This is a genomic window from Corynebacterium sp. A21, from assembly GCF_052266655.1.
Lineage (GTDB): Bacteria > Actinomycetota > Actinomycetes > Mycobacteriales > Mycobacteriaceae > Corynebacterium.
This window is the reverse complement of record NZ_JBQPQY010000002.1, coordinates 55,095-79,035: the sequence shown is the minus strand read 5'-3', so window position 1 is coordinate 79,035 and position 23,941 is coordinate 55,095. Positions and strand designations below refer to the sequence as shown.

The following is a 23,941-nucleotide window of genomic DNA, read 5'->3' as shown; positions in this document are numbered from 1 at the left end:
TTAGAGCTCCTATTGCTGTAGGAGTGGCCATTGGGGGTGCTGCTCGACGCGGGTCTCCATGTCGCGGAAGACTTGCAGGGAGCGCTTGAGCTTGTTGTAGATGTCACTTCCCCATTCCCAGTTCTCGAAGCCTATCCAGCCATCGAAACCGACGGCTTTGAGTGCGCCGAGCATGGCGAAATTGTCCAGCTCACCTCGGTCCAGAGGCTCGACGGTGGATACGCCCGCGAAGCCAAGCGGATGTCGGCGGGCACCGGATAGGTTCGCCTGACGCAGGTAGGGGGAGATGGCCTTTAAGGTGGCGTGGATGTCGCCGCCACCGGTGGCGTACCAGTGTGGCCCACAGAAGACGATACCGAGGTTAGGGTGGTCGATTACTCGAGCCAGTCGCAGGGCGTCATCGTGGGTTTCCATCCAGAACGTCAGGTGTGAGTACAGCAGCAGGTCGATGCCGCGGCGCTCCGCGATTTTCAGTGCCTTGTTCAGCCAGCGGATCGCGGCAGCGTCGCCGGCGGGATCTGATGGGCCGATTCCCCTTCCGGTGGTCCGGACCGCAATCTCCACCGTCGAGCAGCCTTCGAGACGCTCCAGCATCTGCAGGATCCGCTGGTTGTCCGGGTGGTGCTCGCCCTTGGCCAGGTCAGGCATGGCATATACCCCTGCCATCTCCAGGCCGTATTTGTCTTGGACGCTGCTGATCTTGTCCAGGTCTCGGTAGGCTTGCGGAGTCCAGAGTGCTAGGTACGCGCCGTCGAAGCCGATATCCTGGAGCATCTCCAGCTGGGCCTCGAAGCTGTAGATGCCGAGCGGGTTATAGAAGCAGGCGTCCATGTTGTACACGCGGTGGGTCATAGGTGATCTACTCCTTGATTTTCTTAGCGTCCGGTTTTCAGCACGGCCCAGTGCGGGTGCTTGTTCACGCGTTGCTCCATGTCGCGGAATGATCGAAGGGAATGCTCGAGGTTGTGGTAGGCATCACCGCCGAGATCCCACCCCTGGAAACCGATTCGTCCCTCAAATCCGGCCCTCTTGAGTGCACCCAGCACAATGAAGTTGTCGAGCTCTCCTTCATCGATCAGCTGGACGCGGGCCACTCCGGCCCATCCGTGGGGATCTTTGATCAGGCCCGACAGATTCGCCTGCCTCAGGTACGGTGCCATTGCCGCCAAGTCCCGGTCGAGGTTACGTCCGCCGGTGAGGTACCAGTGCGGTCCACAGAAGACAATCCCGAGGTTGGGGTGGTTGAGCTGCTGGCAGAGTCGCACGGCGTCGTTGTGCTGCTCCATCCAGTAGGAGTAGTGGGGGTAGAGCAGGAGTTGGATTCCTCGGCGTTCGGCGATCGCGAGGGCCTGCTGTAAGAAGTCGATCGCAACCGCGTCCCCGGCGGCAGCGGAGCGAGGGTATTGCCGGCCGACGGACAGGATGGGCAGTTCCACGGTGTCGGTGCCCTCCAGTCGCTCCAACAAGTTCAGAACGCGTTGAGCCTGCGGACTCTGGGTTCCCTGCGAGAGGTCCACCGGAACGAAGACCGCGGCGACATCGATCCCATACTGCTTGACCTCAGTGAGCCGCTCTGCCTCAGCCCATCCCTGGGGGCCAAAGAGCGACAGATAGGTGGCGTCGTAGCCTAGTTGCTGCAGAATTTGGGCGCGAGTCTCAAAATCGTAGGTGCCCATGGAGTTGGAGAAGAATGTGTCCATGGCATAAAGGGAATGGGTCATGGGGTTTCCTTTTGGGTTGTTGCTGTGGTCTGGGTTAGTCGAGGCTCGATGGGCACTTATGGGCGGGGAACAGGAGGACCACGTGTTCCCCCAGTTCCTCGATCACCTCGGCTGCGGGCCGGGATCCGTATTTCAGGAACAAAGTGATGCTGTTGATTCCCACTTCCCGGGCGGCGTGGAGGTACGTGATCAGGAAATCTCGTCCCGAGGCGAATCCGCCATGAATGGGGTGGGGATCTTCGGTGGGGTTGTCTCTCAGATCGAGAGTCAGGCTCTGGGCGAAGGGCTTGAACTCTCCGGCATGGTGGTGCCACTGCTGGATCCGGGAGTGCTGTGCGCGCAGTTCCTGGGGGTAGAACAACCACACGTCCGTGTTTTTCGCGAGCCATTCCACCGACTGACCGGAATGCCCCGTTCCCAGGATGGGAACGCCGGTATGTCGGGGCTTTGGAATGACGTCTCCTTGCGCCATGTCGACCCGTGGGGTGTTGAATCGCGGGAACTCCTCCGCCCAGGAACGCTGCAGGACCTAGACCGTTTCTCGATACAGGCCAGCTCTCTTCTCGTGATCGACCTGGAAAGCCGGGAACTCTAAGGGGCGGTCACCCGTGGCCAGGCCGAGGAGGAACCTCTCATCGGATATCCGGTCCAGTGAGGCAGCGGCCTTCGCCATATGCAGCGGGTGTCTCAGGGAGGCCACCATGCTGGACGTTCCGATCGCGATGTGGCTGGTTCGTGCGGCGAGATAACTGAGAAAGACCCAGGGGTCGTGGACGATCCCGGCATCGCCGAAATTTGGGTCATGCAGTGGCGCATCCCGCACAAAGAGCGACGCAAAACCCAGCTCCTCCGCTCTTTGTACCAGCTTCATCTGCTCTTCGAGATCCATCGCAGCGAAACTGCCGGAATAGGCTTCCAGGGGGAACAACAGTCCAAGCGTCAATGCTCCCTCACGGTAAGTCCGTGCATATCCGGCATGGGAAGACAGGTCAACCATGTTCTCCGTGGTCGGAACAGGAGGCATCTCAATCTCCTATGTGATCAAGCTCTGCTCGGCCCATGCTTCGAGCTGGGTAGAGGTGTGGGGGTAGTCGGCCCAGATCTGCTTCTTGAGGGAATCGACGGTCTCCTGTTGAAGCGCGTGCCGCCAGGCAGATTCGGCTTCATTCATGAGCCGGGTCAGCTTGCAGTGGCCCGGCTCTTCATCGTGGGTGACCAGCCCGTCGAACAAGCCGTTGGAGGAGTACAGGGACTGCCGTCCTTCAATCGCCATATAAACGTCATAAATCTGGATCTCACTGGGAGGGTTGCACAGGCGGAACCCTCCCTTTGCCCCCGGGATCGATGTGAGGAGACCGGCCTGGACCAGCTTCCGGAGCAGTTTCTGAAAATAGGTGGGCGAGGCACCCAGCCGGGAACTGAGCGCCTCACCCGACAGCACGGCCCTCTCGGGCAGCAGGCTGAGAATCAGCAGGGCATAGACGGCCTGCTCCACTCCCGTTCTCATTTGCATGGAGCTCATCCTTTCCGGGAACGAGTCGACACGAACCATTCCGATATAACGTGGATAATAAATATCCACGTTAACAGAAGTTTGGTTGCGGGGATTTCGAAGATCACATCGGTGGGTGTCCATGATGGGGTTTGCCAGTTAGTCTGCCCGGAGTGCAGGGGACTTCTGACGGCGCGAAGGGAGTGCGGATGTTTTGTGGGACCACCCGGTGGCCCGAATGGTTCGCCCCGTCCACTTTCCGGGGGTCGGGCCCGTCCCCGTCGTGACAGGTAATGAGCAGGACTCCCTCAACGTGCCCTGTCGGTGAGATCTTCGATTATCGTGAAGAAAATGGGGGCGGCATGAAGATCGAACTGACAATCAACCACACCCCGATTGAGGGCGAACTGTATGGCAACCCAGTGGTAAGCGAACTCGCCTAGATGCTGCCACTAACTCTCGACTTCGATGATTTCAACGGTGCTGTTGCAAACAGGAATTCCAGATATCTAACTATTTTTTAGCGTGCAGCGCAGCGCGGGTGCCGGATCCACCGTTTTCGTTGAAAACGCGAGTTTGCAACAGCGCCCTACCGGAAGTTACCGACCGGGAGATTTCGGCATGATCATGCCGGTTACTCTGCCTCGGGAGCGAGTTCATCATGGCGAGGCTTTCCGCCGGAAGCGAAGCGTCGGGTCCATTGTTCATCCTGGTACTGGGCGGGGACACCACCGCCGAGCAGCTCGCGGGCCATGGCCGCGGCGGCGGGGGAGGCGGCGTCGATAAGCGGGGTGTCCGAGCCCAGGAGGATGATGTTGCCGTAACGGCGTCCCTTGAGCATCGGCGGATCGGCGATCACCGCGACGTGTGCGAAGACTTCGAGCATGCCGGAGATCTCGGCCTTGGCGCCGCGCAGATCGGAGTGGTCCCCGCAGTTGGCCACGTAGAGCCCGCCGGGTGCGAGACCGCGCTGGCAGTGCCGGAAGAACTCCACGGTCGTGAGGTTGTCGGGGGTCACCGCGCCGGCGAAGACATCGCGGATGATGAGGTCGCGGCTGTCCGGGGTGAAGGTCTCGGCGACCGTGCGGGCATCCTCGACCCGGATCTTCACCCGGGGCGCGCGGGGGATATCGAACCATTCACGTACCAGTCGGGCCAGCTCGCCGTCGAGTTCGACCACGGTGTTGCGAGAGGTGGGGTAGACATCGGCGAAGTAGCGGGCCAGGGAGCAGGCACCACCGCCCAGGTGGGTCAGCCGGAGTTTGTCGGCCGCCAGGTGTTCGCGCACGTGTGCCTCGACCCCGGTGGCGATCCAGCGCATGTACTCGAATACCAGCTGGCGGGGATCATCCAGCACAATATGGGAACTGGGCACGCCATTGACATTGATCAGCCAACCATTGGGGGTATAGGGATCCGCCGCCAGTTCCAGCGGGCCGAAGCTGCCCTGGTAGACACCTGCCTGCGGGCCGGAATCGGCGGCGGGGGAGATGTCCTTCTTGGCGTTGGAGCGCTTGCGGGCCACGGTGGGGATGTCCTTTCGGAACTGTTCAAGCAGTGAGTTTCTTAAGTTATCGGTCGGTGTTGCGGGGAATCCAGGAGATACTCCCGCAGATAGGGAAGCGAGAAGCTGAGATAACCGTACTTGGGTACCTCCACCAGGCCGCGTTCGAGGAGGGACTTGCGTGCCATCGACAGCGCATTGGGCTTTACCCCGAGGTGCGCAGCGACCTCGCCGGTGGACACCATCCCCGCTGTTGGCGACAACTCCGCCAGGGTGTAGAGCAGGCCCAGTTCGCGGTCCGGAACCTGGTGCAGGGAAGGCCCATGGACCTGGCTGCCCATGCGCCTGATCACGTCAGTTCTGATCGCGTCGATCTGCGCGGTGGTGATCGTGGATTCCCCGGAGAGCGTGGTGTGGGCCCACGCCAAGGAGCCGGTCAGTTGCATGAGATAGGGATATCCGACGCTGAGGGCGGTGGCAGCTTCAGCGGCCCCGGCGCTCATTTCCCGGCCACCGGCACGGGCGGTCGCCAGGAACATCTCGCGGGCCTCAGAATCGGCCACCGGTCTGAGATGGATGCGCTCCGCTCTTCTGATGAAGGTGGTGCCCCGCTGCTGGAGCAGCCGTTCAATTCCTTCGGGTAGGCCGGCGGCCACCAGGGCGATATCAAAATCATCGCGGAGCAGATCCTGCACCGCAGTCGCCAGCTGATGGAGTTGATCCGCCTGCGCAGCCTGAAGTTCATCAAGGGTGATGAGCACACCGGTGCCATAGGGACGAAGATGCTCCGCGAGGTCGCGGAGTCGGGTGATCAACGTCGGCGTGGGATGGGTGGCATCCGGATGTGGGGCAGAGGTGATGGACCCGATCCCCGCAATCCCGCCGCCGGTGAGCATCCTTCTGGGCGGCTCACCGCGGACCTGTGCCAGAGCCTGGGGGATGGTCGTCCCCGCCAGGGTGGATACCAGGTGCTCATCCGGATAAGCGCGCAGGGAGATCCACCCCTGTGCCGCGGCCGCCTCCTCGAACTCATTGAGCAGGACGGTCTTCCCCATGCCGCGGGCACCGGAGATCAGCAGTGCACGGAAGGGGCTGCCAGGACCCTCCGCCAGCCCCAGCCGGAAGGAATCCAGGAGTGAATCGCGACCGGCCAGAATAGTGGGCGAGACTCCGAAGGTCGGGCGGAAGGGGTTGCGCAGCGGCGGGCTGAGCGCGGTACTGTCGGCCATATGAGGCTTCCTGAGTTGGGGAAGAATGAGAGCTCTCATCCGAGGGGAGACATAGCTTCCTCAAGGACCCATCATACCGGCTTAGATTTGATAGAACTCTGAAGCAGCCTTAGATCTGGTAGATCATTTCAGGAAGTGTAGATCCGATAGATCTACCGGGGAACTGCCAGAGTTTCACCGTGACCTCATCGGGGAAGACCACCCACCGGTGATCCGCACAGGTCCCGCCCGAAGGAACTTGTTGATTAATTCGCTGATTTCGGGAACAGCGGGATACGCTACGGTGTTGAAACTCAGCGAGAGATATCAAGAGATATAGCAGCACAAACGAGGGAGATCATGCGGGTTCTGGCGGCAATGAGTGGCGGCGTTGATTCGGCGGTGGCCGCATCGCGGGCGGTGGAGGCCGGCCACGAGGTTATCGGCGTGCACCTGGCGCTCTCGCAGGATGCTCAACAGACCCGCGAGTCCTCCCGCGGCTGCTGTTCGTTGGAGGATTCCGCTGATGCGCGCCGGGTCTGTGACAAGATCGGCATCCCCTTCTATGTCTGGGATTTCTCCGACCGTTTCAAGGAGGATGTCATCGATGATTTCATCAACTCCTATGCGGCCGGGGAAACCCCGAACCCCTGCCTGCGCTGCAATGAGAAAATCAAGTTCGCAGCCTTGCTTGAGCGTGGTATCGCGCTTGGTTTTGATGCCGTGGTCACCGGCCATTACGCCCGACTCACCCAGCCGGTCGACGGCGGTGACGGCTACCTGCGCCGCTCCATCGACCCGGACAAAGATCAGTCCTATGTGCTCGGGGTGCTCGGCGCCCATGAGATCGCGCACTGCATGTTCCCGGTCGGCGATACCCTCAAGCCGCAGATCCGCGAGGAGGCGGGTGGGCACGGCTTCTCGGTGGCCAAGAAGCCGGATTCCTATGACATCTGCTTCATCCCTGATGGCGACACCCAGGCCTTCCTGGGCCGCCACATCGGCCTGCGCCCCGGCCTGATCAAGGACCAGGACGGCCACGAGATCCAGGAACACGCCGGTGTGCATGAATTCACCATCGGTCAACGCAAGGGCCTGGATATCAAGACCCCGACCGAAGATGGTCGACCGCGTTATGTCACCGATATCGATGCCGCCACCGGTACCGTCACCGTCGGCCCGCGGGAGAAGCTCAATGTCACCGAAATCCACGCGGACCGGCTGAAGTTCCTGCACCCGGCGATGTCCGGTGAGCTGGACTGTGAGGTCCAGGTCCGGGCGCACGGCGGCGTGGTCAAGTGCCATGCCAGTATCGACCGCGAGGGTGATCTCATGGTGCTCAAGCTCGTCGAGCCACTCTCGGGGGTCGCCCGGGGCCAGGCTGCCGTGCTTTATCTTCCTGATGCTGAGGGCGATATCGTCCTGGGCTCCGGCACCATCTGCGGGACGGGCAATTAATGTCGGCCTATGGCCTGGGGGAGCTTCCCGGTATCTCGGTAGCGGAAGCCGCCGACATGATCCTCGGGGAGACCGGTGATCTGGTCCACCTGCCGCAGTTGACCGCCCGAGGTTTGGGCTCGGAGGGTATCGGCCGCACGGCCTCGCTGCTTGAGGGCCTCAACGTCGACCTTGGTCCGCGCTCCTGGATCATGTCCGCCCGCCCCCAGTTGGAGACCCGCCGCAACCGGGATCTGATCGAACGCGATCTTGAGGTCTGCGCCGAGACCTGGAACATGAAGGCCAACATCATCAAGGTGCAGGTGACCGGTCCCTGGACGCTGGCCGCGCAGATCGAGCTGGCCAACGGGCATAAGGTGATCACCGATCGCGGCGCCCTGCGCGATCTCACGGAGTCCCTGATCTCCGGGGTGCGAACGCATCTGGGGCATGTGGCACATTCCCTGGACCTGCTGGCCAGCCCCGGCGCGCTCTATTCAGAGAGCACGGATCCGCTGGTGGTACTGCAGATTGATGAGCCCTTGCTGCCGAAGATCACCGCCGGCAAGATCCTCGGCACCACCGAATTCGAGAATATCCCCGCGGTGGCTGAGAACGATATCGCCGAAAGGCTGAACCAGGTCATCGAATCCGTACGCGGTGGCGGGGTGTCCTCGGTGCTGCTGAACCAGACCGGTTATGCCCCGCTGTGGGAGGTCGCCCGGGAATCCGGTGCGGACACCGTCCAGCTGAGTCTGGACCTGCTCCGCGGCAATGAACACCTTGAGGGCTTCGGCCGCACCATCAGCGAGGGCGTGCGCTTGGGGCTGGGCATCACCCACCCGGGCGATCAGATTGATGAGCTGGGGGAGAAGCCCCGCGCCCTAGCCGTCCGCGTCGCCCGCCTCTTCGATGAGATCGGACTGGACCGCGGGCTGCTGTCCTCGGCCGTGGATGTGCACCCACGCGAGGGCATCACCCAGGGGACGCTTATCGACGCCGCGGGGGCCTACCGCATGGCGCGGGTCGTCGCCGGCATGCTGGAGCGCGACGCGGGGGACTTGTAGAAGGTTCGGGTCCATTGAGGGCCAATGCAGAAATCAGTATTCTGACTGCCGAGATTCTGGGCGCTGACCCTGGCGGTTTCCCTGCTCGGAGCTGCGCTGGCTTGGTGGATCTGGGACTTATGACTTTCGATCCCGGGAGCCCTGATCCTCCTGATAGGCATGTTCTTCCTGCTGCGCCGCGAGTTCCGCCCCAACCGTTCACAGGGACATTGTGTGGGTATCGTTGACTGCACACGAGGTGCCCCTGCGCTGAGGGAACCCCTGAATGCTCTCCGGGAGATTGTTGCTCTATCTGAGGGGGAGGCCTGCCTCTAAGGCCGACTGGAATCTGTGTCCGTGGCGGTCGGGGTAGGCAGAGAACTACCCTGAGGAAGGCAGCCGGAGTATGGAACTGGACCAGGACAACCGAAGAGTGAAGCCATGAAGATACTGCACAGATGGGCCTGGATCTCGGTCTGGGTGTCCCTTGCCGTAGGGGTGTCGCTGGCTATCGGCGGGTTGAACGGCTTCTACGTCACCCTGCGTATGTTGCAGTTTGAGGATGCCAATGTGTCAGCTCCCCTGCATCGCATTGAGACGGCCTGGGGATACATGTGGCCGGGGGTCTGGTTCCTGGCTTATGGGGCGATTCTGGGAATCGGGATGAAGGTGCTACCGAAAACTTTCTGAGGCACTCGCCTAGGGCAGAGGGAATGCCATACTGGCGCTCCGGAGCTTCAGGGCAGGGTTCTTTGAATCCCGCTCACCGAATCCCGGCGCCGTGGCCATGTGGCACTTCCATCCAACGCCCGAAACACCGCCAGGCCAGGGAGTATTCAGAGTGCGATTGCGGTGGGCCACCACAGCCACACCGGGATATGGGTGTTCCACACTGAGATGCACACCATGAAAAACAGGCCGGACACAATGGTGGAGGCCGCTGTCCGCAGCGGTTTCCCAGGTTTCCTCCAAAGTGTCCAGGTGGTGTGCACCGCAGTAGTTAGGGCCAGGATTGCCAGCTATAGGGGTCAAGCTGTGGCCCTTGCCTTTTGTCGGCAATTCGGGACCATTGTGCCGCAATGTACATGCTTCCCTCAGCTCGGCGCGCAAATGGCCTCGCAACTTGAAATTGCGAGGCCAGTGAGCTCGTGGAAGAGAGTTTCCCGGCTCGGCGAATGCTACTTTCGCACAGCCTCGTAGCCAGCTTCCTTGACAGCGGCGATGACGGCCGCATCATCAAGCTCGCCTTCGGTGGTGACGGTGAGCAGCTTGGTGTCCTTGTTCGCCTTGGCGGTGGTCACGCCGGGAATTTCGGAGACCTCTTCCTGGACGGAGGCTTCGCAGTGGCCGCAGGTCATGCCGGTGACGGTGTATTCGAGGGTGCTCATGATGACTCCTAGTGCGTTTAAAATGTAGGGGGTACCCCTATAGGGTATCAATCTGTTGGCGGAATTGCACTGCTACCGGGGTCCTGGCTCTTCCTCCCTCAGCCCTGCATCGGCCAGGAGGTGTTGACGGTGGTCGCGTCCCTGCCCCGTCCCTCGAGGTACTTCTTGAAGTCGGTCTGCATCTCGTAATAACCCACCGCCTGGAACTCCATCAGTTCCTCCGCGGACATCTGCGCCAATTCCGGCCAGAGCTTGATCTGCTTCCAGGCGATCCGGGCGGCGGCCAGTGCATCCGAGGTGGCCTCGTGGGCATTGTCCAACCGGACGTTGTAATGCGCACAGAGGTCAGTCAGGGTGCGCTTGCCCTTGCGGTACTTGTCCTTGAGCTTGTCGATGACGAAGGGATCATAGACCAGGCCGTCGACGGTGAACTCCGGGCTCTGGGAGCGGAGGATCGTCAGATCATAGGAGGCATTGAAGACGATCAGTGTCAGCCCGTCATTCCAACCCGCCCGGATTCGTTGGATGGACTCGGCGAGTACCTCATCATGCGGGCGCCCGTGTTCCCGGGCGTATTCGGTGCTGATGCCGTGGATAGCGGTGGTTTCCTCGGGGATCTCGATGCCCGGGTCGGCGAGCAGCTCGACCGGGTCGACCTCGCGGCCGTCGATACGCACCATGGCGGAAGTGACGATCCGCGCTTCACGGGGGTTAACGGAGGTGGTCTCGAGATCGAAGGAGAGCATGCGGGAGGCATCGAAGTTACTCATGCCCACAACCCTAGCGGGGCCACCGGACACGGCTGCCGCCCACCGTGGCAAACCACCCGTGTCCGGTGCTCTCGATAGAATCGGACACCGTGACTGATAAAGACGTGGACCTGCGCCGGAAATGGAATGATCTCGCCGAGGAGGTCCGCCACCACCGGGACCTCTATTACAACCGTCAGCCCATCATCGCTGACGCCGAGTTCGACGAGCTTTTCATCGCGCTGCAACAGTTGGAGGCGGAGCATCCGGAACTCGCGGTACCGGATAGTCCGACCATGCAGGTCGGTGCTCCCGTGGCGGTGGCCTCGAGCTTCGCCAATGTCGAGCACCTCGAGCGGATGATGAGCCTGGACAATGTCTTCGATGATGAAGAACTGCTGGACTGGCTCACCCGCACCCCGGCCCCGCGCTACCTCACCGAACTCAAGATCGATGGCCTGTCCATCGACCTGATCTACCGCAACGGTCGCCTCGAGCGGGCAGCCACCCGTGGGGATGGTCGCGTGGGTGAGGATGTCACCGAAAACGCCCGCGTCATCGAGGATATTCCCGGCGAGCTGAGTGGTAGCGAGGAATATCCGGTCCCGGAGCTGCTGGAGGTCCGCGGTGAGGTCTTCATCGCCATCGAAGACTTCGCTGAGGTCAATGAACGCCGCATCAATGATGGGGGCAAGCCCTTCGCCAATCCCCGCAACGCCGCGGCTGGTTCGCTGCGACAGAAGAACACCGAGGATGTGAAGAAGCGCCGGCTGCGCATGATCTGTCACGGCCTCGGCGCCACCACCGGTTTCACCCCGGAATCCCAGTGGGAGGTCTACCGCGCGCTGGCTGCCTGGGGCCTGCCGGTCTCGCCGTACACCGAGGCCGTGGAATCGGTGGCGGCGATCCAGGAGAAGGTGGCGTACTGGGGTAAACACCGTCAGGCCGCCACCCATGAGATGGACGGCCTGGTGGTCAAGGTTGATTCCCTCGCCGGGCAGCGTGCCCTCGGCTCCACGAGCCGCGCCCCGCGCTGGGCGATCGCCTACAAGTACCCGCCGGAGGAGGTCACCACCACGCTGCTGGATATCCAGGTCGGGGTGGGGCGTACCGGCCGGGTGACTCCCTTCGCCATCATGGCGCCGGTTTTGGTCGCCGGTTCCACCGTCGCGATGGCCACCCTGCACAACCAGACCGAGGTCAAACGCAAGGGGGTGCTCATCGGGGATACCGTGGTCATCCGCAAGGCCGGAGAGATCATCCCGGAGGTGCTCGGCCCGGTCGTCGAAAAGCGTACGGGCAGCGAGCGTGAGTTCATCTTCCCCACGCTGTGTCCGTCCTGCGGCACCCGCCTGGCGCCGCAGAAGGAGGGCGATATCGACTGGCGCTGCCCGAACACCCGCAGCTGTCCCGCACAGCTTTCCGCCCGCCTGACCTACCTGGCTGGCCGCGGTGCCTTCGATATCGAGGCGCTGGGGGAGAAGGGGGCCCAGGACCTGATCCGGCACGGCATCCTCACCGATGAGTCCGGACTCTTCGACCTGGACGAGGAGAAATTGCTGGCTTCGAAGGTCTACACCACCAACGCCGGGAAGATGAACGCCTCCGGTAAGAAGCTGCTGGAGCACCTGGCGCAGGCGCGGCAGACTGATCTGTGGCGGGTGCTGGTGGGCCTGTCGATCCGCCACGTCGGCCCGATGGCCGCCCGCGCGTTGGCCGCCCGCTACCACTCCATGGCCGCGCTTCGCGACGCCGCGGTGGAGGACATCGCCGAAACCGACGGCGTGGGGCTGATCATCGCCCAGAGCTTCCGCGAATGGTTCGAGGTGGACTGGCACCGCGACATCGTGGCGCACTGGGCCGCCGCCGGCGTGACCATGGAAGAGGAAGCCGGGGAGGAGATCGCGCAGACCCTGGCCGGGTTGACCATCGTGGCCACCGGTTCCCTGGAGGGCTTCACCCGCGACTCCGTCAAGGAAGCCATCATCTCCCGGGGCGGCAAGGCCTCGGGGTCGGTGTCGAAGAAAACCGACTATGTGGTGGTCGGTGGGAATGCCGGCTCCAAGGAAGTCAAGGCCCGTGAACTCGGTCTAAAAATCCTTGATGAGGCAGGTTTTGTCCGCCTGCTGGCGGCGGGGCCGGAAGTTCCTGAAGAGGAGCCCACTGCCGCGGAAGAGAACGGCGAGGGGGAATAGCGGGCCCATGCGGAAGCCGCCGGGGAGCGGAGAAGATGCTCCCCGGCGTGACCAGCCGCGCTAGGTCAAAATGGTGCCGACGATCTTGCCCAGGGCGCCCAGGTGCTCGACCTCGCTGGCCAGGAAATTGGGGCCGCCGGTGCGCCCGATGACCATCACCATATTGGTTCCGGCCAGCCGCGTGGCCGCCAGCGTGGAGTCCAGCAACGCCCAGGAATCGGGGATCCAGGACTCGGAATCCGGGTCGAGGACCCGCGCCTTGGTGATATCGACTTCGGGGGCGGAACCATCATCTTCAGGGGCAGCCTGTGAGGCGGCGACCCGCCTGGAGGAGTTCGCGGTATCGAGCACGATCACCCAGCTGGCGGTCATCGACCGCGGGATCACCGCGACAAGCTTTTCCATGGCCTTGGCGATGTTGTGCTTCTGGGAGGCGATATCGGAAAGCATATGGATCTGACCGCGGCGGTCGATGGTGCCGGTGAAGGGGCGGATGGAATCGACCTCCGCGCCATCGATGGTCTGGATGGCGGTGATCAGGCTGTCCGCCATGGTCGTCTTTGGCAGGTGCACCACGATATCGTCGACCACTGTTTCATTCGGCAGGGTCTGCACTACATCCACGGACTGGATATTGCCGTCTACCAACCCGATTGCTTCAGCGAGTTCCCCCAAACTGCCCGGGACATCAGGCAGCTGGACGCGGATCAGGAAGGACATCGTGGGTTCCATGGTTCCTCGGGCATTCATCTCTAGGTTTATAACTGTTCCAATGCTAGCCACATTTCCTTTCCGACGACAGGAACCTGCTATCAGAGGTGCTCGCGGTGGGTGTGGGGGCGGTGCAGTAGGATTACCTGAGGTCGGGCCCACTGGGGCCCATCATCCCCGGAAGTCCACGATGCGAAAGAGGAAGTAGTACACGTGCCTGAGATTTCGCGTGACGAGGTCGCCCACCTCGCGAAACTATCCCGTCTTGCCCTGAGTGAGGAGGAACTCAAGGAGTTCGCCACCCAGATTGACGGCATCATCGGTTACGTCTCGGACGTGCAGAAGGTCGACGCCCAGGGTGTTGCACCCATGAGCCACCCGCATGCCATCCAGACCGCCATGCGAGAAGACGTCGAAGAAAAGACGCTCACCGCTGAGCAGGCCCTGGATCAGGCGCCCGCAGTGGAGGACCAGCGATTCGTCGTACCGCAGATTCTGGGGGAGCAGGACTAATAATGAGCACCAACTACGTGGTCGGCGATGCCGGCCTGACGAGCCTTTCCGCAGCCGAACTGGCTGAAAAGATCCACTCCCGCGAGGTCACCTCCCGCGAGGTTGTCCAGGCGCACCTGGACCGCATCGCCGAGACCGATGGCCAGCTGCATGCTTTCCTGCACGTCGGTGCCGAGGAAGCCCTGGCCGCCGCGGATGCCGTGGACAAATCCCTGGATGCAGGCGAGGCTCCGGCCTCCCCGCTGGCAGGTGTGCCCCTGGCGCTGAAGGATCTGTTCACCACCACCGATGCCCCGACCACCGCGGCATCGAAGATCCTCGAGGGCTGGATCAGCCCTTATGACGCCACCGTCACGCGCAAGCTCCGCGAGGCCGGCATCCCGATCCTGGGCAAGACCAACCTGGATGAGTTCGCGATGGGTTCCTCCACCGAGAACTCCGCCTACGGTCCCACCCACAACCCCTATGACCTGGAGCGCACCGCAGGTGGCTCCGGCGGCGGCACCTCGGCCGCCCTGGCTTCCGGCCAGGCTCCGCTGGGTATCGGCACCGATACCGGTGGTTCCATCCGCCAGCCGGCCGCGCTGACCAACACCGTCGGTGTGAAGCCGACCTACGGCACCGTCTCCCGCTACGGCATGATCGCGTGCGCCTCCTCTCTGGATCAGGGTGGCCCCACCGGTCGCACCGTGCTGGACACCGCCCTGCTGCATGAGGTCATCGCCGGCCACGACCACTTTGACGCCACCTCCGTCAACCGCCCGGTTGCCCCGGTCGTCGCTGCCGCCCGCGAAGGCGCCAACGGTGACCTGAGCGGTGTCAAGGTCGGGGTGGTCAAGCAGTTCGACCGGGAGGGCTTCCAGCCGGGTGTGCTGGAAAGCTTCCACCAGGCCGTGGCTCAGCTGAAGTCGCAGGGTGCGGAGATCATCGAGGTCGACTGCCCGAACTTCGATGAAGCACTCTCCGCCTACTACCTGATCCTGCCCTGTGAGGTCTCCTCCAACCTGGCACGATTCGACGGTATGCGTTATGGTCTGCGCGCCGGCGACGACGGCACCCATTCCGCGGATGAGGTCATGGCGATCTCCCGTGCGGAGGGCTTCGGTCCCGAGGTCAAGCGCCGCATCATGCTGGGCACCTATGCCCTGTCCGTGGGCTACTACGATGCCTACTACCTGCAGGCGCAGCGCGTGCGTACCCTCATCGCCGAGGACTTCACCAAGGCCTATGAGCAGGTCGACGTCCTGATCTCCCCGGCCACTCCGACCACCGCCTTCAAACTGGGCGAGAAGGTCGATGATCCGCTGGCGATGTACAACTTCGACCTCTGCACCCTGCCGCTGAACCTGGCTGGCCTGTGCGGTATGTCCGTGCCCGCAGGTTTCGCCGAGGACACCAATCTGCCGGTTGGGCTGCAGATCATGGCCCCGGCCTTTGCCGATGACCGCCTCTATAAGGTGGGCGCAGCCTTCGAGGCTGGCCGGAAGTAGTACAGACTGCTCGAAAGCGTTTTAAGTCCTGCGGGGCAGGGAGTTCGCTCCCTGCCCCGCAGGACTTTTTCCTGCTCTCATCACCTGGTGGTGGTTGCTGCGGAGAAGAAGCTTTGATGGATGCGCTAGGCCCCATTAAAGCCAGTCAGCTCATCGGCTAGCTACTCGCACCATCTTGCTAAGGTTCGGTCGCCATTAAATATGTTCAAGCCCTACGCTAATCGTTGATCTTTGACCTTCGCTGAGTTGTGAAATCGTGAGGAAAATGACCGCCAAAACCAATGTTTTTCAAAGACGTCTTAATGGAAATATCTTGAAGCTCGTTATAGTCACTGCGGCAATCCTGCTGGTCACCATGGGATGGTCCATGTGGTCATCAGACTTCAGTGTGGTGTCTGTCTTGATCTTCCTTGTCTGTGTTGTTCTGAGCGTATGGGTGCTCACGATGCGCGTGATTTTGACCGTCGGGGAGAAAGAAGTAGTGGTGTCTGTGGCCGGAATCTTCTCTGAACGGATCCCGGTGGCTGATATTGATCGAGTTACCCCCGGTCCGGAGACCGGGATCAAGGAAGGCGCGGGTGCCAGGTTCATCGGCAATGACATGGGCTATCTCGTGGGTGGGAGCAGCGTACGTATTTCACGATCACAACAGTCATTTCTGGTCTCGGTTGATTCGCCAGAAGATGTTATCCAGGCCATCGATGCAGTCACATCCTAATCACGGCAGGTCTTGAGATTAAGACACTGGATTAGTCCCGAAAAACACTGGATTATCCGAGGGGCCGACCCCCGTCCACTTTCCGGAGGTCGGCGCCCAGGCGCCACGCCTGAACGCGAAAACCTGCCGCAAGGTGGGCAAATCCGATGCGTTTGATGCCCACCAGATCGCTGCGGCCACGCTGGGATCGCCGGAGGAGAAGCTGCGTCGGCTTCGGTCGGGCGACGGGATCCGCCAGGAGATACGGATCCTGGCGACCGTCAGGGGCTCCATGACCAAGGACCGCCCCAGATCGGTCAGTGCCCTGGTGCGCAGCAACGATCTGGGCACCGGTGTCCGCAAGAAACTCGCCCCCGCCCAGATCGCCGGGGTGTCCCAGCGGCGGACGAGGGAAGAAGAACTGTCCTTGACCTGGATGATCAACTTAAGGCCAACGAGATGCAGCTGGAAGAGACAGGATTCAAGACGATCAGTGCGGCGAAGATCCTCACCGCGTGGTCTCGCGAAGGCCGAGTTCGTAACCAAGCAGCCTTCGCTTCCCTGGCGGGAGTCAACCCCCTCCCTGCCTCGTCTGGGAACACCGTCAGACGCCGACTCAACTGAGGCAGCGGTAGCTCCCTGAACAGCGCTCTGCACATGGTCGCTCTATCGAAGATGACCCAGGATGCCGAAACCCCTAAGCATGTGGAAAAACGTCGAGCCAAGCACCGAACGGACAAAGAAATCCGCCGCGGCATCAAACGTTACCCGGCCCGCTGGGTCTACCGGATACTCAATGCCTCAGCTGTAGCTTCAAATGCGGCTTGATAGACATAGAAGTCAAAGCGATGCTGCAAGCCACATATTTGCCCTGGTCGACGCGATATTCTGGTTATCTACCGTTCTCCGCGCACCACTGCTCACCGTACTGGGCAAAGTCTTTAGAAGTGCCGTACACGTGGTTTGGTGCCTGAAATGCATCACGCACGACAAGACCAGGCTCGAGCGATTCAATCTCTCCTACGGTTAATGCCACGCCGGAAAGGTATTTCTCCTCGGCAAAAGGAAGGGGTAACCCACCTTTCTCAACGCTCGGGCTGGCAATAATGTACTTTTCCTTTTCCGTGGGTAGCGCAAGTGGCTCTACAACGTCCCACGGTGCAGGAGCTGCCAGGTTGACGGCGACGTATCCCGACGCTGGCTCGGGAGGCTCGAGTGCTCCTAACGGGGGATTATTCGTCCCGGAAGGACCGTCGTAGAAACCGCCCACGAGCTCCAGGCGGTTCACCGCGTTGTTGTCACAGATATGCATATGGACGGTGATATTTCCGTCGCCATTGGATGAGATACCGGATATGCCTTGGGACTCCACGTTGATGTAGTTGCCGCAGCCAGTGAGGGCGAAAACCGGTAGCAACAGGATGAGGCGCTTCATATACTCAAGGCTATAAGGTTCTCCAGGCCCTGACTGACAAAAGCTTTCCGAAGGAAGCACAGCTACCCAAACGGGTGCTGTGACTCGCAGCTTGACAGGCATAGAGGAGCTCAAACGAAGCAGATAACCGCACACCGGAATCGAAGAAAACCGACTCCACAGGAGCCGGAAAAGTGAAAAATTGCCTTGATCTTGAGTCCGTCAAGGTCTTTTCGCTATTTTTCCAGAAAATTTCTTGGGATATAACCGCAGGTCAGATCGATGGCAGCGCTAAATGAAAAACTCTTCATGTGGGCTTAATGGTGGGATCATCATGGCTTGGTTTATTAGTAATCAGCAGCCGGGCAGTTCCGCCGGGCAGTGTGAATCCTCAACCCGAAGGAAAAGCCATGACCTCTGTGCTTACTGAAAACCTTGCCCCCATCACCGCTGACACCATCGCCGCACTCAGCACTGCCCCTACCGCACCGCACGCCGAAGAGATCATCACTAACCCGGCTGCCCTTGGCCCCGTCGAGATGATCCCGGTCCCGGCGCGCATCCAGTCCTCCTACACCACTCGTTTCGTCGGTCAGGCTCTGGACTCCGGTGCCGGCTTCCACCTGGTCCGTGGCGCTGAGATCCGCCCGCAGGTCGGTGATGTGGTGATCGCCCGCGTCGTGACGATCAACAATCACAAGCGCATTGAGACCCAGGACTCCCGCAAGGCCATCCTCTTCGAGGGTGCCCTGGTCATGCTTTCCTATGGTCACCGCTATGCCGCGGATCAGTTCCTGGCGCATGTGCCGGAGAACCTGGATAGCTGCCACCTGGTCGCGGCCGGTGGAATCGCGGGTCAGGTCACTGAGCGTCACGCAAAGATCGGTGCGCCCACCGTGATTGAGCCGCTGGGTCTGCTCGCGACTGCTGACGGGGTGGTCAACCTCCGTGACTTCGCCGCCTACCGCAATGACACTCCCGAGTGCGTTCCGGCTCGCCATAATCGCCCCGAGGTCATCGCGGTACTGGGTACCTCGATGAACTCCGGAAAGTCCACCACCATGGCCTGCCTGGCGAACGGTCTGAGCAAGGGGGGCCGTAGCGTGGCCTCCGGCAAGATCACCGGTACCGGGGCCGGCAATGACCGGATGATCTACCACGACGCCGGCTCTGATCATGTCATCGACTTCACCGACTACGGTTATCCCACCACCTTCAAATTGGACATGGCGGATATCCGGGATCTGACCATCAACATGGTCACCGATCTGGCCGCCAAGGGTGCTGATGTCATCCTCGTGGAGATCGCCGATGGTATCTACCAGACCGAGACCTATCAGTTGCTGCGCGACGAGAAGTTCCAGGCCGTGGTCGATCAGGTCATCTTCTCCGCCACTGATGCCCTCGGTGCCCGCACCGGCGTCCAGGAGCTCATCGCCGCTGGGCTGCATGTCGGTGCCGCCTCTGGCCTGATGACCAGCTCCCCGCTGGCCACCAACGAGGCCGGCATGGTGCTTTCAGAGTTCGGGGTACCGGTGGTCGGGACCTATAACCTCAAGGATGCGGGCACGGCTGCCAATATCCTGATCCGTAATTAGCGCTGAGGAAGCGGTGACCGTAGTGACACAGACCCTGGGCCAGAACAGTGAGCGGGCGATCGAGCCCGGCACCTCGTCCGGAACTGCCCGGAGCGCGCCGAAGATGCCCCCGGTGTGGCAGGGCCGCCGCCGCATCCTCCTGATCACCCTTTTCATCCTCGGCGTGATGCAGGCGGTGCTCGCCCTGACCATGACTTTCAGCGTGGATCAGTTGCTTCAATCCGTACCGGACGCCCAGGATGGCGCGGTCCTGCAGGACGGTGCGCAATGGCGGCGGCTGCTGGTGCTGGTGGGTTCGGTCCTGGGGATTGGTGTGGCACGTTGGCTGGAGCGCATTGTGGCTGAGGATCTGGGGCAGGACTATGTCTTTGAGCAGCGGCACCGGCTGGTCACCTCGGCGTTGGGGAGCACCAAGGAGGGGCGTTCGCTGGGGGTGATCGTTACCCGGGCCTCCAATGATCTCAGTGCGATCCGCAATTGGTTGGCGCTGGGCATTGTCCCGCTGATCACCGCCGTCCCGTTGATCTTCATCGTCCTGGGGGTGCTGGCCTTTCAGAACTGGCCGGTGGCGCTGGCGGTGACCATTCCGATGGCAGGGATGCTGCTGACCCTCCCGTGGATGGCCTCGGTCGCTCATACGCGGGCGCGGACGCTGCGCCGCTACCGTGGTCGACTTTCTGCCCGCATCGCGGATTCGGTGCGGGCAGGGGAGTCGGTGCAGGCCGCCGGCGCGCTGCGGCGCGAGCTCAAGGCGGTGGACCGGGACTCCACCAAGGTGGTGGATGCCGCGGTGGACCGCGCGGCGATCACCGGCCTGATCCGGGCGATGACGGTCACGGTTGCTTCGCTCTCCACCGTCGCGGTGGTGGTGACGGCGACCATGGGCCTGGTCAGTACCGCCGGGGTCGCCTCCATCATGACCTTGCTTGGAGTGCTGGCCACTCCGTTGGGTGATCTGGGCAAAGTGGTCGAGTACCGCCAGAACTATAAGGCGGCCCGCCGCACGCTGGGCCCGATGCTCACTGAGGCGGAGGAGATCAAGAAGGATGAGAAGTCCCGGGAGCGGCGCTTCCGGAAGTTGCCTCAGGAAGCTGAGAACCCTGCGGCTGGTCTGGAGATCCATCATCTGGTGGTCAATGGTCGGGTGATCCCGGAGGTGTCGGCGAAACCGGGGGAGCGGATCCACCTGGTCTCCGAGGACCCTGGCCAGGTTCGGCGGGCTGTCCACGATCTGATGGCGGGCCGCTCCTCGGGGCCCTTCGATGCCGAGCTCGCTGCGCCGGAGATTGAGATCTCCGGACTCGACTTCGTTAATGCCCCGGGCAAGGTGCGCCGCACTCTCGTGGGCTTCGCCTCTGATCAGGTTCCCCTGGAGCGCGGCAGCATCAGGCGACTGGTGTCGCTGCGCGCCCCGGACGCCTCCGATGCGGAGATCCGGGAGGTGTTGGAGCAGGTGGGTCTGCTGGCGAAGGTTGAGTCCCGGGAGAAGGGGATGGGCCAGACGCTGAAGAATGGTGGTGCGGCCTGGTCGCCCAGCGATGTAATGCGGCTGAAACTGGCCCGGGCCCTGCTGCACTCCCCGGCACTCCTGCTGCTGGAGGGGGTGGATACCGCCCTTGATGCCGATGGCCTGGTCCTGCTGAACCGGATCATTGCGGAGTACCCCGGTGTGGTGCTGTGTTCCTCACATCGTTCTGATTTCTTCCCCGGAGAGTTCCGCGAGTGGGATCTCGATGGCCCCTCCCTGCTGCCGGAACACTTCAACCGCGGTTGGCATTCCAGCGGCGACGCCGGGGAAGAAGATGATGATTAGCAGCCTGCCGGGCCGCGGGCGTCGCTAAGCAGTTTCCCTCACGATATATCGGAATAGGGTAGCCTTAGTGAAGAGGTTCCTCATCCTGGGCCGGCGTGCCCCACCTGCCGGCCCAGGATGATGAACTAGTACCGATAGGAAAGTAGGTTCACTCACTCATGTCCACCCCCGCAGCAAAACCCGGCAATCCGCGTAAGGGCCGCCAGGCCACCGAAGCCACCGTCACCTCTGTCACCCGGCTCAGTAATGAGCTGGTGCGCATCGGTTTTGACAGCCCCGGTATCAAGGGCGCGGAGCTGCCGCACACCGATCACTACGTCAAGCTGCTCTTCGTTCCGGAAGAGGCGGACTACTCCTGGCCCTTCGATCTGGCGGAGATCAAGGACACCTACCCGCGTGCCCTGCACCCGGTGACCCGCACCTATACCTTCCGACGGGTCGATGTTGCGGCCGGCACCTTCGAGCTGGATTTTGTCACCCATGGTGACCAGGGTCTGGCCGGGCCCTGGGCCAAGCGCGCCCAGGTCGGCGATATCATCGCCTTCGTCGGTCCCGGTGGCGCCTGGCATCCGGCAGCCAGCTATGAGCACTTCATCTTCGCCGGTGATGAGTCCGCGGCCCCGGCCATCGCCTTCTCGCTGGAGAATCTGCCCGCAGGTGCCACTGCCACCGCCTATGTTGAGGTCGCGGATGAGAACGCACACTTCGAGATGCCCCAGCCGGCGGGCGTGGAGCTGGTCTGGGTGCACCGTGAAGGGGACACCCACGGCCATCAGCTGTGCGAGGCCGTCCGCGAAGCGGGTATCCCGGATCAGCGCACCAGCTGGTTTGTCCACGGTGTCGCCGAGATGCTCAAGGAGATGCGTCGTTTCCTCTTCTTCGACCACGCGGTACCCAAGGAAGATGTCTCCATCTCCGGTTATTGGCGCATCGGCATGACCGAGGATCAGTGGCAGGAATCCAAGCGTGATTTCAACGCCGAGATCGAGGCCGCCGAGGCTGAGTTCGCCGGGAAGTAGCACGGCTGTAATAGAACACGGCCGTCGATAAGCGCTTATCGACGGCCGCGAAACGCCTCCGGGGGAGGCACAGGTCAGGCTATTTAGAGTCGGAGAGCGCGTAGGCGGCACCGGCCGCCGCAGCGGTGACGGTGAGCACGGCCGGCCAGGAGCCGATCTTCTTGGCCAGCGGGTGTGAGAGACCGAAACCCGCGACATAGGTGGTGGCCAGCGCGGCGGTGATGGCCGGGTTGGTCTTGGCCAGCCAGGAGCGGCCGGCCCAAATTCCGGCGGCGGCGAGCACGGCACCGCCGACCGGACGGATTCCGGTTTCGCGGGCGGAGAGGTATCCGCCGAGGATGCCGGTGGTGACCACCAGTGCAGTGTTGACGTCTTCAGGCTTCTTGATGTCGATCATTCCCATGAGGATGAGACTACCCTCGGCCCCGTGAGCGGGGGAGTCGGACTCCGGGCGGCACACCTCTCAACGAGTGCAGGAATAGGGCTTAGAATCACTGAAATGACCACCTCCAACCCAAACTCCCTGGTCCTGCCCGCGCCTCAGGCGTGGCGGGCGCTGATCGCGCTGTGCATCGGGTTCTTCATGATCCTGCTGGACCAGACGATCGTCGCGGTGGCCACCCCGGCCTTCCAGCAGGAACTCGGGGCCTCGATGAACCAGGTCGTCTGGGTCACCTCGATCTACCTGCTCTGCGTCCTGGTGCCGATGCTGTTCACCGGCCGGCTCGGAGATCGTTTCGGCCAGCGTAATCTCTATCGCGTCGGCATGACGATCTTCATCCTCTCCTCCCTGGCCTGTGGCCTGGCGCCGACCATCGAGGTGCTCATCGCGGCGCGCGCGGTCCAGGGGATCGGCGCGGCGATTTTGACCCCGCAGACCATGAGTGTGATCAACCGGGTCTTCGCCCGGGAGAAGCGGGGCGCGGCACTGGGGGTCTGGGGTGCGGTCGGCGGCATCGCCGGGGTGGTGGCACCGACGCTGGGTGGCTTCATCGTGGAGGCGGTGGGCTGGCAGTGGATCTTCCTCATCAACATTCCCATCGGCATCGTCTCCCTGATCCTGGTCAGCCGCTGGGTGCCGGATATGCCCCGGGCGGTGCGCCGGATCGACACCCCCAGTGTGCTCGCCTCCCTGGTAGGGATGGGTGCGCTGGTCTTCGGCATTCAGCAGGGTCCGGAGCTGGGCTGGCCCTGGTGGATCTGGCTGCTGCTGGCCGCCGGTGCCAGCGTGATGTACTACTTCCTCAGGTTGCAGTGCAGTGCGGGACAGCGGGGCAATGACCCCCTGCTGCCACTGGAGATCTTCCGCAACCACAACTTCTCCCACGGGGCCTTCTCGATCGCCACCATGGGATTCACCGTCTCCTCGATGATGCTGCCGATCATGTACTTCCTGCAGGACGGCCAGGGACTGAGTGCCTTCCAGGCTGGACTGATGATGCTGCCCATGGCGGCATTGTCCATCGTGCTCTCACCGACGGTGGGCCCGCTGGCGGACCGACTGCACCCGCGGATCCTCTCGATGTGGGGTTTCGGGGCCATGGCCGTGGCACTGATCAGTGCCTCCCTGGTGATGCGCTTGGAACTCAGCGTCTGGTGGTTCCTGGTGCCGGTGGTGATCATGGGCTTCGGCCAGTCCCTGGTCTGGGCGCCGAACTCCGCGACTTCGATGCGCACGGTCGACCCGGTCCACATGGGTGCAGCCTCAGGGGTCTACAACACCGCCCGGCAGGTCGGTGCGGTGGCCGGTGCCGCAGCCGTCGGCGCCGCGATGCAGACCGGAATCACTCACCTCGAGGTGGACATCGTCATGGCCAACGCCATTTTGCTCCCGGGATTCGCCCTGATCGCGGGCTTCATCGCGGTTGCCCGATTCCGGGCGGAGGATCACCTGGAAAACGCCTCCAGCCCAGCGTAAGCCTGACGCCGCAGCTACGATGAACAGC

At 62.3% G+C, this 23,941-nt stretch carries 24 protein-coding genes; 12 read left to right on the top strand and 12 right to left on the bottom strand.

Annotated features, from left to right (window positions below):
• Positions 1-9 precede the first annotated feature (9 nt).
• The 7 genes from ACTU46_RS04520 to ACTU46_RS04490 all read right to left on the bottom strand — a co-directional run bounded on the left by ACTU46_RS04520 (position 10) and on the right by ACTU46_RS04490 (position 5,946).
• Positions 10-852 (bottom strand): sugar phosphate isomerase/epimerase family protein, encoded by an 843-nt coding sequence (locus ACTU46_RS04520; RefSeq protein ID WP_443379671.1) that lies wholly within the window; start codon positions 850-852, stop codon positions 10-12.
• A 23-nt stretch (positions 853-875) separates the two neighbouring features.
• Positions 876-1,721, bottom strand: a complete 846-nt coding sequence (locus tag ACTU46_RS04515; protein WP_443379668.1) for a sugar phosphate isomerase/epimerase family protein — start codon at positions 1,719-1,721, stop codon at positions 876-878.
• 34 nt (positions 1,722-1,755) lie between these two features.
• Positions 1,756-2,193, bottom strand: coding sequence for a hypothetical protein (locus tag ACTU46_RS04510; RefSeq protein ID WP_443379665.1), 438 nt, complete (start codon positions 2,191-2,193; stop codon positions 1,756-1,758).
• A gap of 57 nt (positions 2,194-2,250) precedes the next feature.
• The gene (locus tag ACTU46_RS04505; RefSeq protein WP_443379663.1) at positions 2,251-2,745 is read right to left on the bottom strand and encodes an LLM class flavin-dependent oxidoreductase; all 495 of its coding nucleotides are present in this window, start codon (positions 2,743-2,745) and stop codon (positions 2,251-2,253) included.
• 9 nt (positions 2,746-2,754) lie between these two features.
• Positions 2,755-3,303, bottom strand: coding sequence for an Rrf2 family transcriptional regulator (locus ACTU46_RS04500; RefSeq protein WP_443379660.1), 549 nt, complete (start codon positions 3,301-3,303; stop codon positions 2,755-2,757).
• Between the two features lie 544 nt (positions 3,304-3,847).
• On the bottom strand, positions 3,848-4,738 hold the full coding sequence (locus tag ACTU46_RS04495) for a spermidine synthase (protein WP_443379658.1): 891 nt from the start codon (positions 4,736-4,738) through the stop codon (positions 3,848-3,850).
• A 41-nt stretch (positions 4,739-4,779) separates the two neighbouring features.
• The gene (locus ACTU46_RS04490) at positions 4,780-5,946 is read right to left on the bottom strand and encodes an AAA family ATPase (protein ID WP_443379656.1); all 1,167 of its coding nucleotides are present in this window, start codon (positions 5,944-5,946) and stop codon (positions 4,780-4,782) included.
• A 339-nt stretch (positions 5,947-6,285) separates the two neighbouring features.
• Here ACTU46_RS04490 and mnmA point away from each other — a divergent pair, with 339 nt between their 5' ends.
• The 3 genes from mnmA (at position 6,286) to ACTU46_RS04475 (ending at position 9,098) form a co-directional block, all read left to right on the top strand.
• A complete protein-coding gene (gene mnmA / locus ACTU46_RS04485) occupies positions 6,286-7,383 on the top strand; it encodes a tRNA 2-thiouridine(34) synthase MnmA (RefSeq protein ID WP_443379653.1) in 1,098 nt (365 codons plus the stop codon).
• The gene (locus tag ACTU46_RS04480; protein WP_443379650.1) at positions 7,383-8,429 is read left to right on the top strand and encodes a hypothetical protein; all 1,047 of its coding nucleotides are present in this window, start codon (positions 7,383-7,385) and stop codon (positions 8,427-8,429) included. The genes mnmA and ACTU46_RS04480 overlap by 1 nt, the downstream gene beginning before the upstream one ends.
• A 420-nt stretch (positions 8,430-8,849) precedes the next feature.
• The gene (locus ACTU46_RS04475; RefSeq protein WP_443379647.1) at positions 8,850-9,098 is read left to right on the top strand and encodes a hypothetical protein; all 249 of its coding nucleotides are present in this window, start codon (positions 8,850-8,852) and stop codon (positions 9,096-9,098) included.
• Positions 9,099-9,586: 488 nt separating this feature from the next.
• Here ACTU46_RS04475 and ACTU46_RS04470 read toward each other — a convergent pair whose 3' ends face one another.
• Positions 9,587-9,796 carry a heavy-metal-associated domain-containing protein gene (locus ACTU46_RS04470; RefSeq protein WP_443379645.1) on the bottom strand — a complete coding sequence of 70 codons (210 nt, stop codon included), beginning with the start codon at positions 9,794-9,796 and terminating at the stop codon, positions 9,587-9,589.
• Between the two features lie 98 nt (positions 9,797-9,894).
• A complete protein-coding gene (locus tag ACTU46_RS04465) occupies positions 9,895-10,566 on the bottom strand; it encodes a 3'-5' exonuclease (RefSeq protein WP_443379642.1) in 672 nt (223 codons plus the stop codon).
• An 89-nt stretch (positions 10,567-10,655) separates the two neighbouring features.
• On the opposite strand from ACTU46_RS04465, the gene ligA reads away from it, so the two are divergent.
• The gene (ligA, locus tag ACTU46_RS04460) at positions 10,656-12,740 is read left to right on the top strand and encodes an NAD-dependent DNA ligase LigA (protein WP_443379640.1); all 2,085 of its coding nucleotides are present in this window, start codon (positions 10,656-10,658) and stop codon (positions 12,738-12,740) included.
• A 60-nt stretch (positions 12,741-12,800) separates the two neighbouring features.
• On the opposite strand, the gene ACTU46_RS04455 is transcribed toward ligA, so the two are convergent.
• The gene (locus ACTU46_RS04455; protein WP_443380396.1) at positions 12,801-13,460 is read right to left on the bottom strand and encodes an amino acid-binding ACT domain protein; all 660 of its coding nucleotides are present in this window, start codon (positions 13,458-13,460) and stop codon (positions 12,801-12,803) included.
• 204 nt (positions 13,461-13,664) lie between these two features.
• On the opposite strand from ACTU46_RS04455, the gene gatC reads away from it, so the two are divergent.
• The 4 genes from gatC (at position 13,665) to ACTU46_RS04435 (ending at position 16,794) form a co-directional block, all read left to right on the top strand.
• The gene (gene gatC / locus ACTU46_RS04450) at positions 13,665-13,964 is read left to right on the top strand and encodes an Asp-tRNA(Asn)/Glu-tRNA(Gln) amidotransferase subunit GatC (protein ID WP_443379637.1); all 300 of its coding nucleotides are present in this window, start codon (positions 13,665-13,667) and stop codon (positions 13,962-13,964) included.
• 2 nt (positions 13,965-13,966) lie between these two features.
• Positions 13,967-15,454 (top strand): Asp-tRNA(Asn)/Glu-tRNA(Gln) amidotransferase subunit GatA, encoded by a 1,488-nt coding sequence (gene gatA / locus ACTU46_RS04445; RefSeq protein WP_443379634.1) that lies wholly within the window; start codon positions 13,967-13,969, stop codon positions 15,452-15,454.
• A gap of 265 nt (positions 15,455-15,719) precedes the next feature.
• The gene (locus ACTU46_RS04440; protein ID WP_443379631.1) at positions 15,720-16,172 is read left to right on the top strand and encodes a hypothetical protein; all 453 of its coding nucleotides are present in this window, start codon (positions 15,720-15,722) and stop codon (positions 16,170-16,172) included.
• A gap of 133 nt (positions 16,173-16,305) precedes the next feature.
• Positions 16,306-16,794, top strand: a complete 489-nt coding sequence (locus ACTU46_RS04435; RefSeq protein WP_443379629.1) for a hypothetical protein — start codon at positions 16,306-16,308, stop codon at positions 16,792-16,794.
• Between the two features lie 249 nt (positions 16,795-17,043).
• Here ACTU46_RS04435 and ACTU46_RS04430 read toward each other — a convergent pair whose 3' ends face one another.
• Positions 17,044-17,586, bottom strand: a complete 543-nt coding sequence (locus ACTU46_RS04430) for a hypothetical protein (RefSeq protein WP_443379626.1) — start codon at positions 17,584-17,586, stop codon at positions 17,044-17,046.
• 518 nt (positions 17,587-18,104) lie between these two features.
• Between ACTU46_RS04430 and ACTU46_RS04425 the strand changes: the two genes are divergently transcribed.
• From ACTU46_RS04425 to ACTU46_RS04415, 3 genes are all read left to right on the top strand, one after another.
• Complete coding sequence (locus ACTU46_RS04425) at positions 18,105-19,163, top strand: DUF1611 domain-containing protein (protein WP_443380395.1); 1,059 nt, start codon at positions 18,105-18,107, stop codon at positions 19,161-19,163.
• Between the two features lie 22 nt (positions 19,164-19,185).
• Positions 19,186-20,976 (top strand): ABC transporter transmembrane domain-containing protein, encoded by a 1,791-nt coding sequence (locus ACTU46_RS04420; protein WP_443379624.1) that lies wholly within the window; start codon positions 19,186-19,188, stop codon positions 20,974-20,976.
• A 158-nt stretch (positions 20,977-21,134) separates the two neighbouring features.
• Positions 21,135-21,995, top strand: coding sequence for a siderophore-interacting protein (locus ACTU46_RS04415; RefSeq protein ID WP_443379622.1), 861 nt, complete (start codon positions 21,135-21,137; stop codon positions 21,993-21,995).
• Positions 21,996-22,074: 79 nt separating this feature from the next.
• Here ACTU46_RS04415 and ACTU46_RS04410 read toward each other — a convergent pair whose 3' ends face one another.
• Positions 22,075-22,398 (bottom strand): hypothetical protein, encoded by a 324-nt coding sequence (locus ACTU46_RS04410; RefSeq protein WP_443379619.1) that lies wholly within the window; start codon positions 22,396-22,398, stop codon positions 22,075-22,077.
• 96 nt (positions 22,399-22,494) lie between these two features.
• On the opposite strand from ACTU46_RS04410, the gene ACTU46_RS04405 reads away from it, so the two are divergent.
• The gene (locus tag ACTU46_RS04405; RefSeq protein ID WP_443379616.1) at positions 22,495-23,913 is read left to right on the top strand and encodes an MFS transporter; all 1,419 of its coding nucleotides are present in this window, start codon (positions 22,495-22,497) and stop codon (positions 23,911-23,913) included.
• Positions 23,914-23,941: the final 28 nt, after the last annotated feature.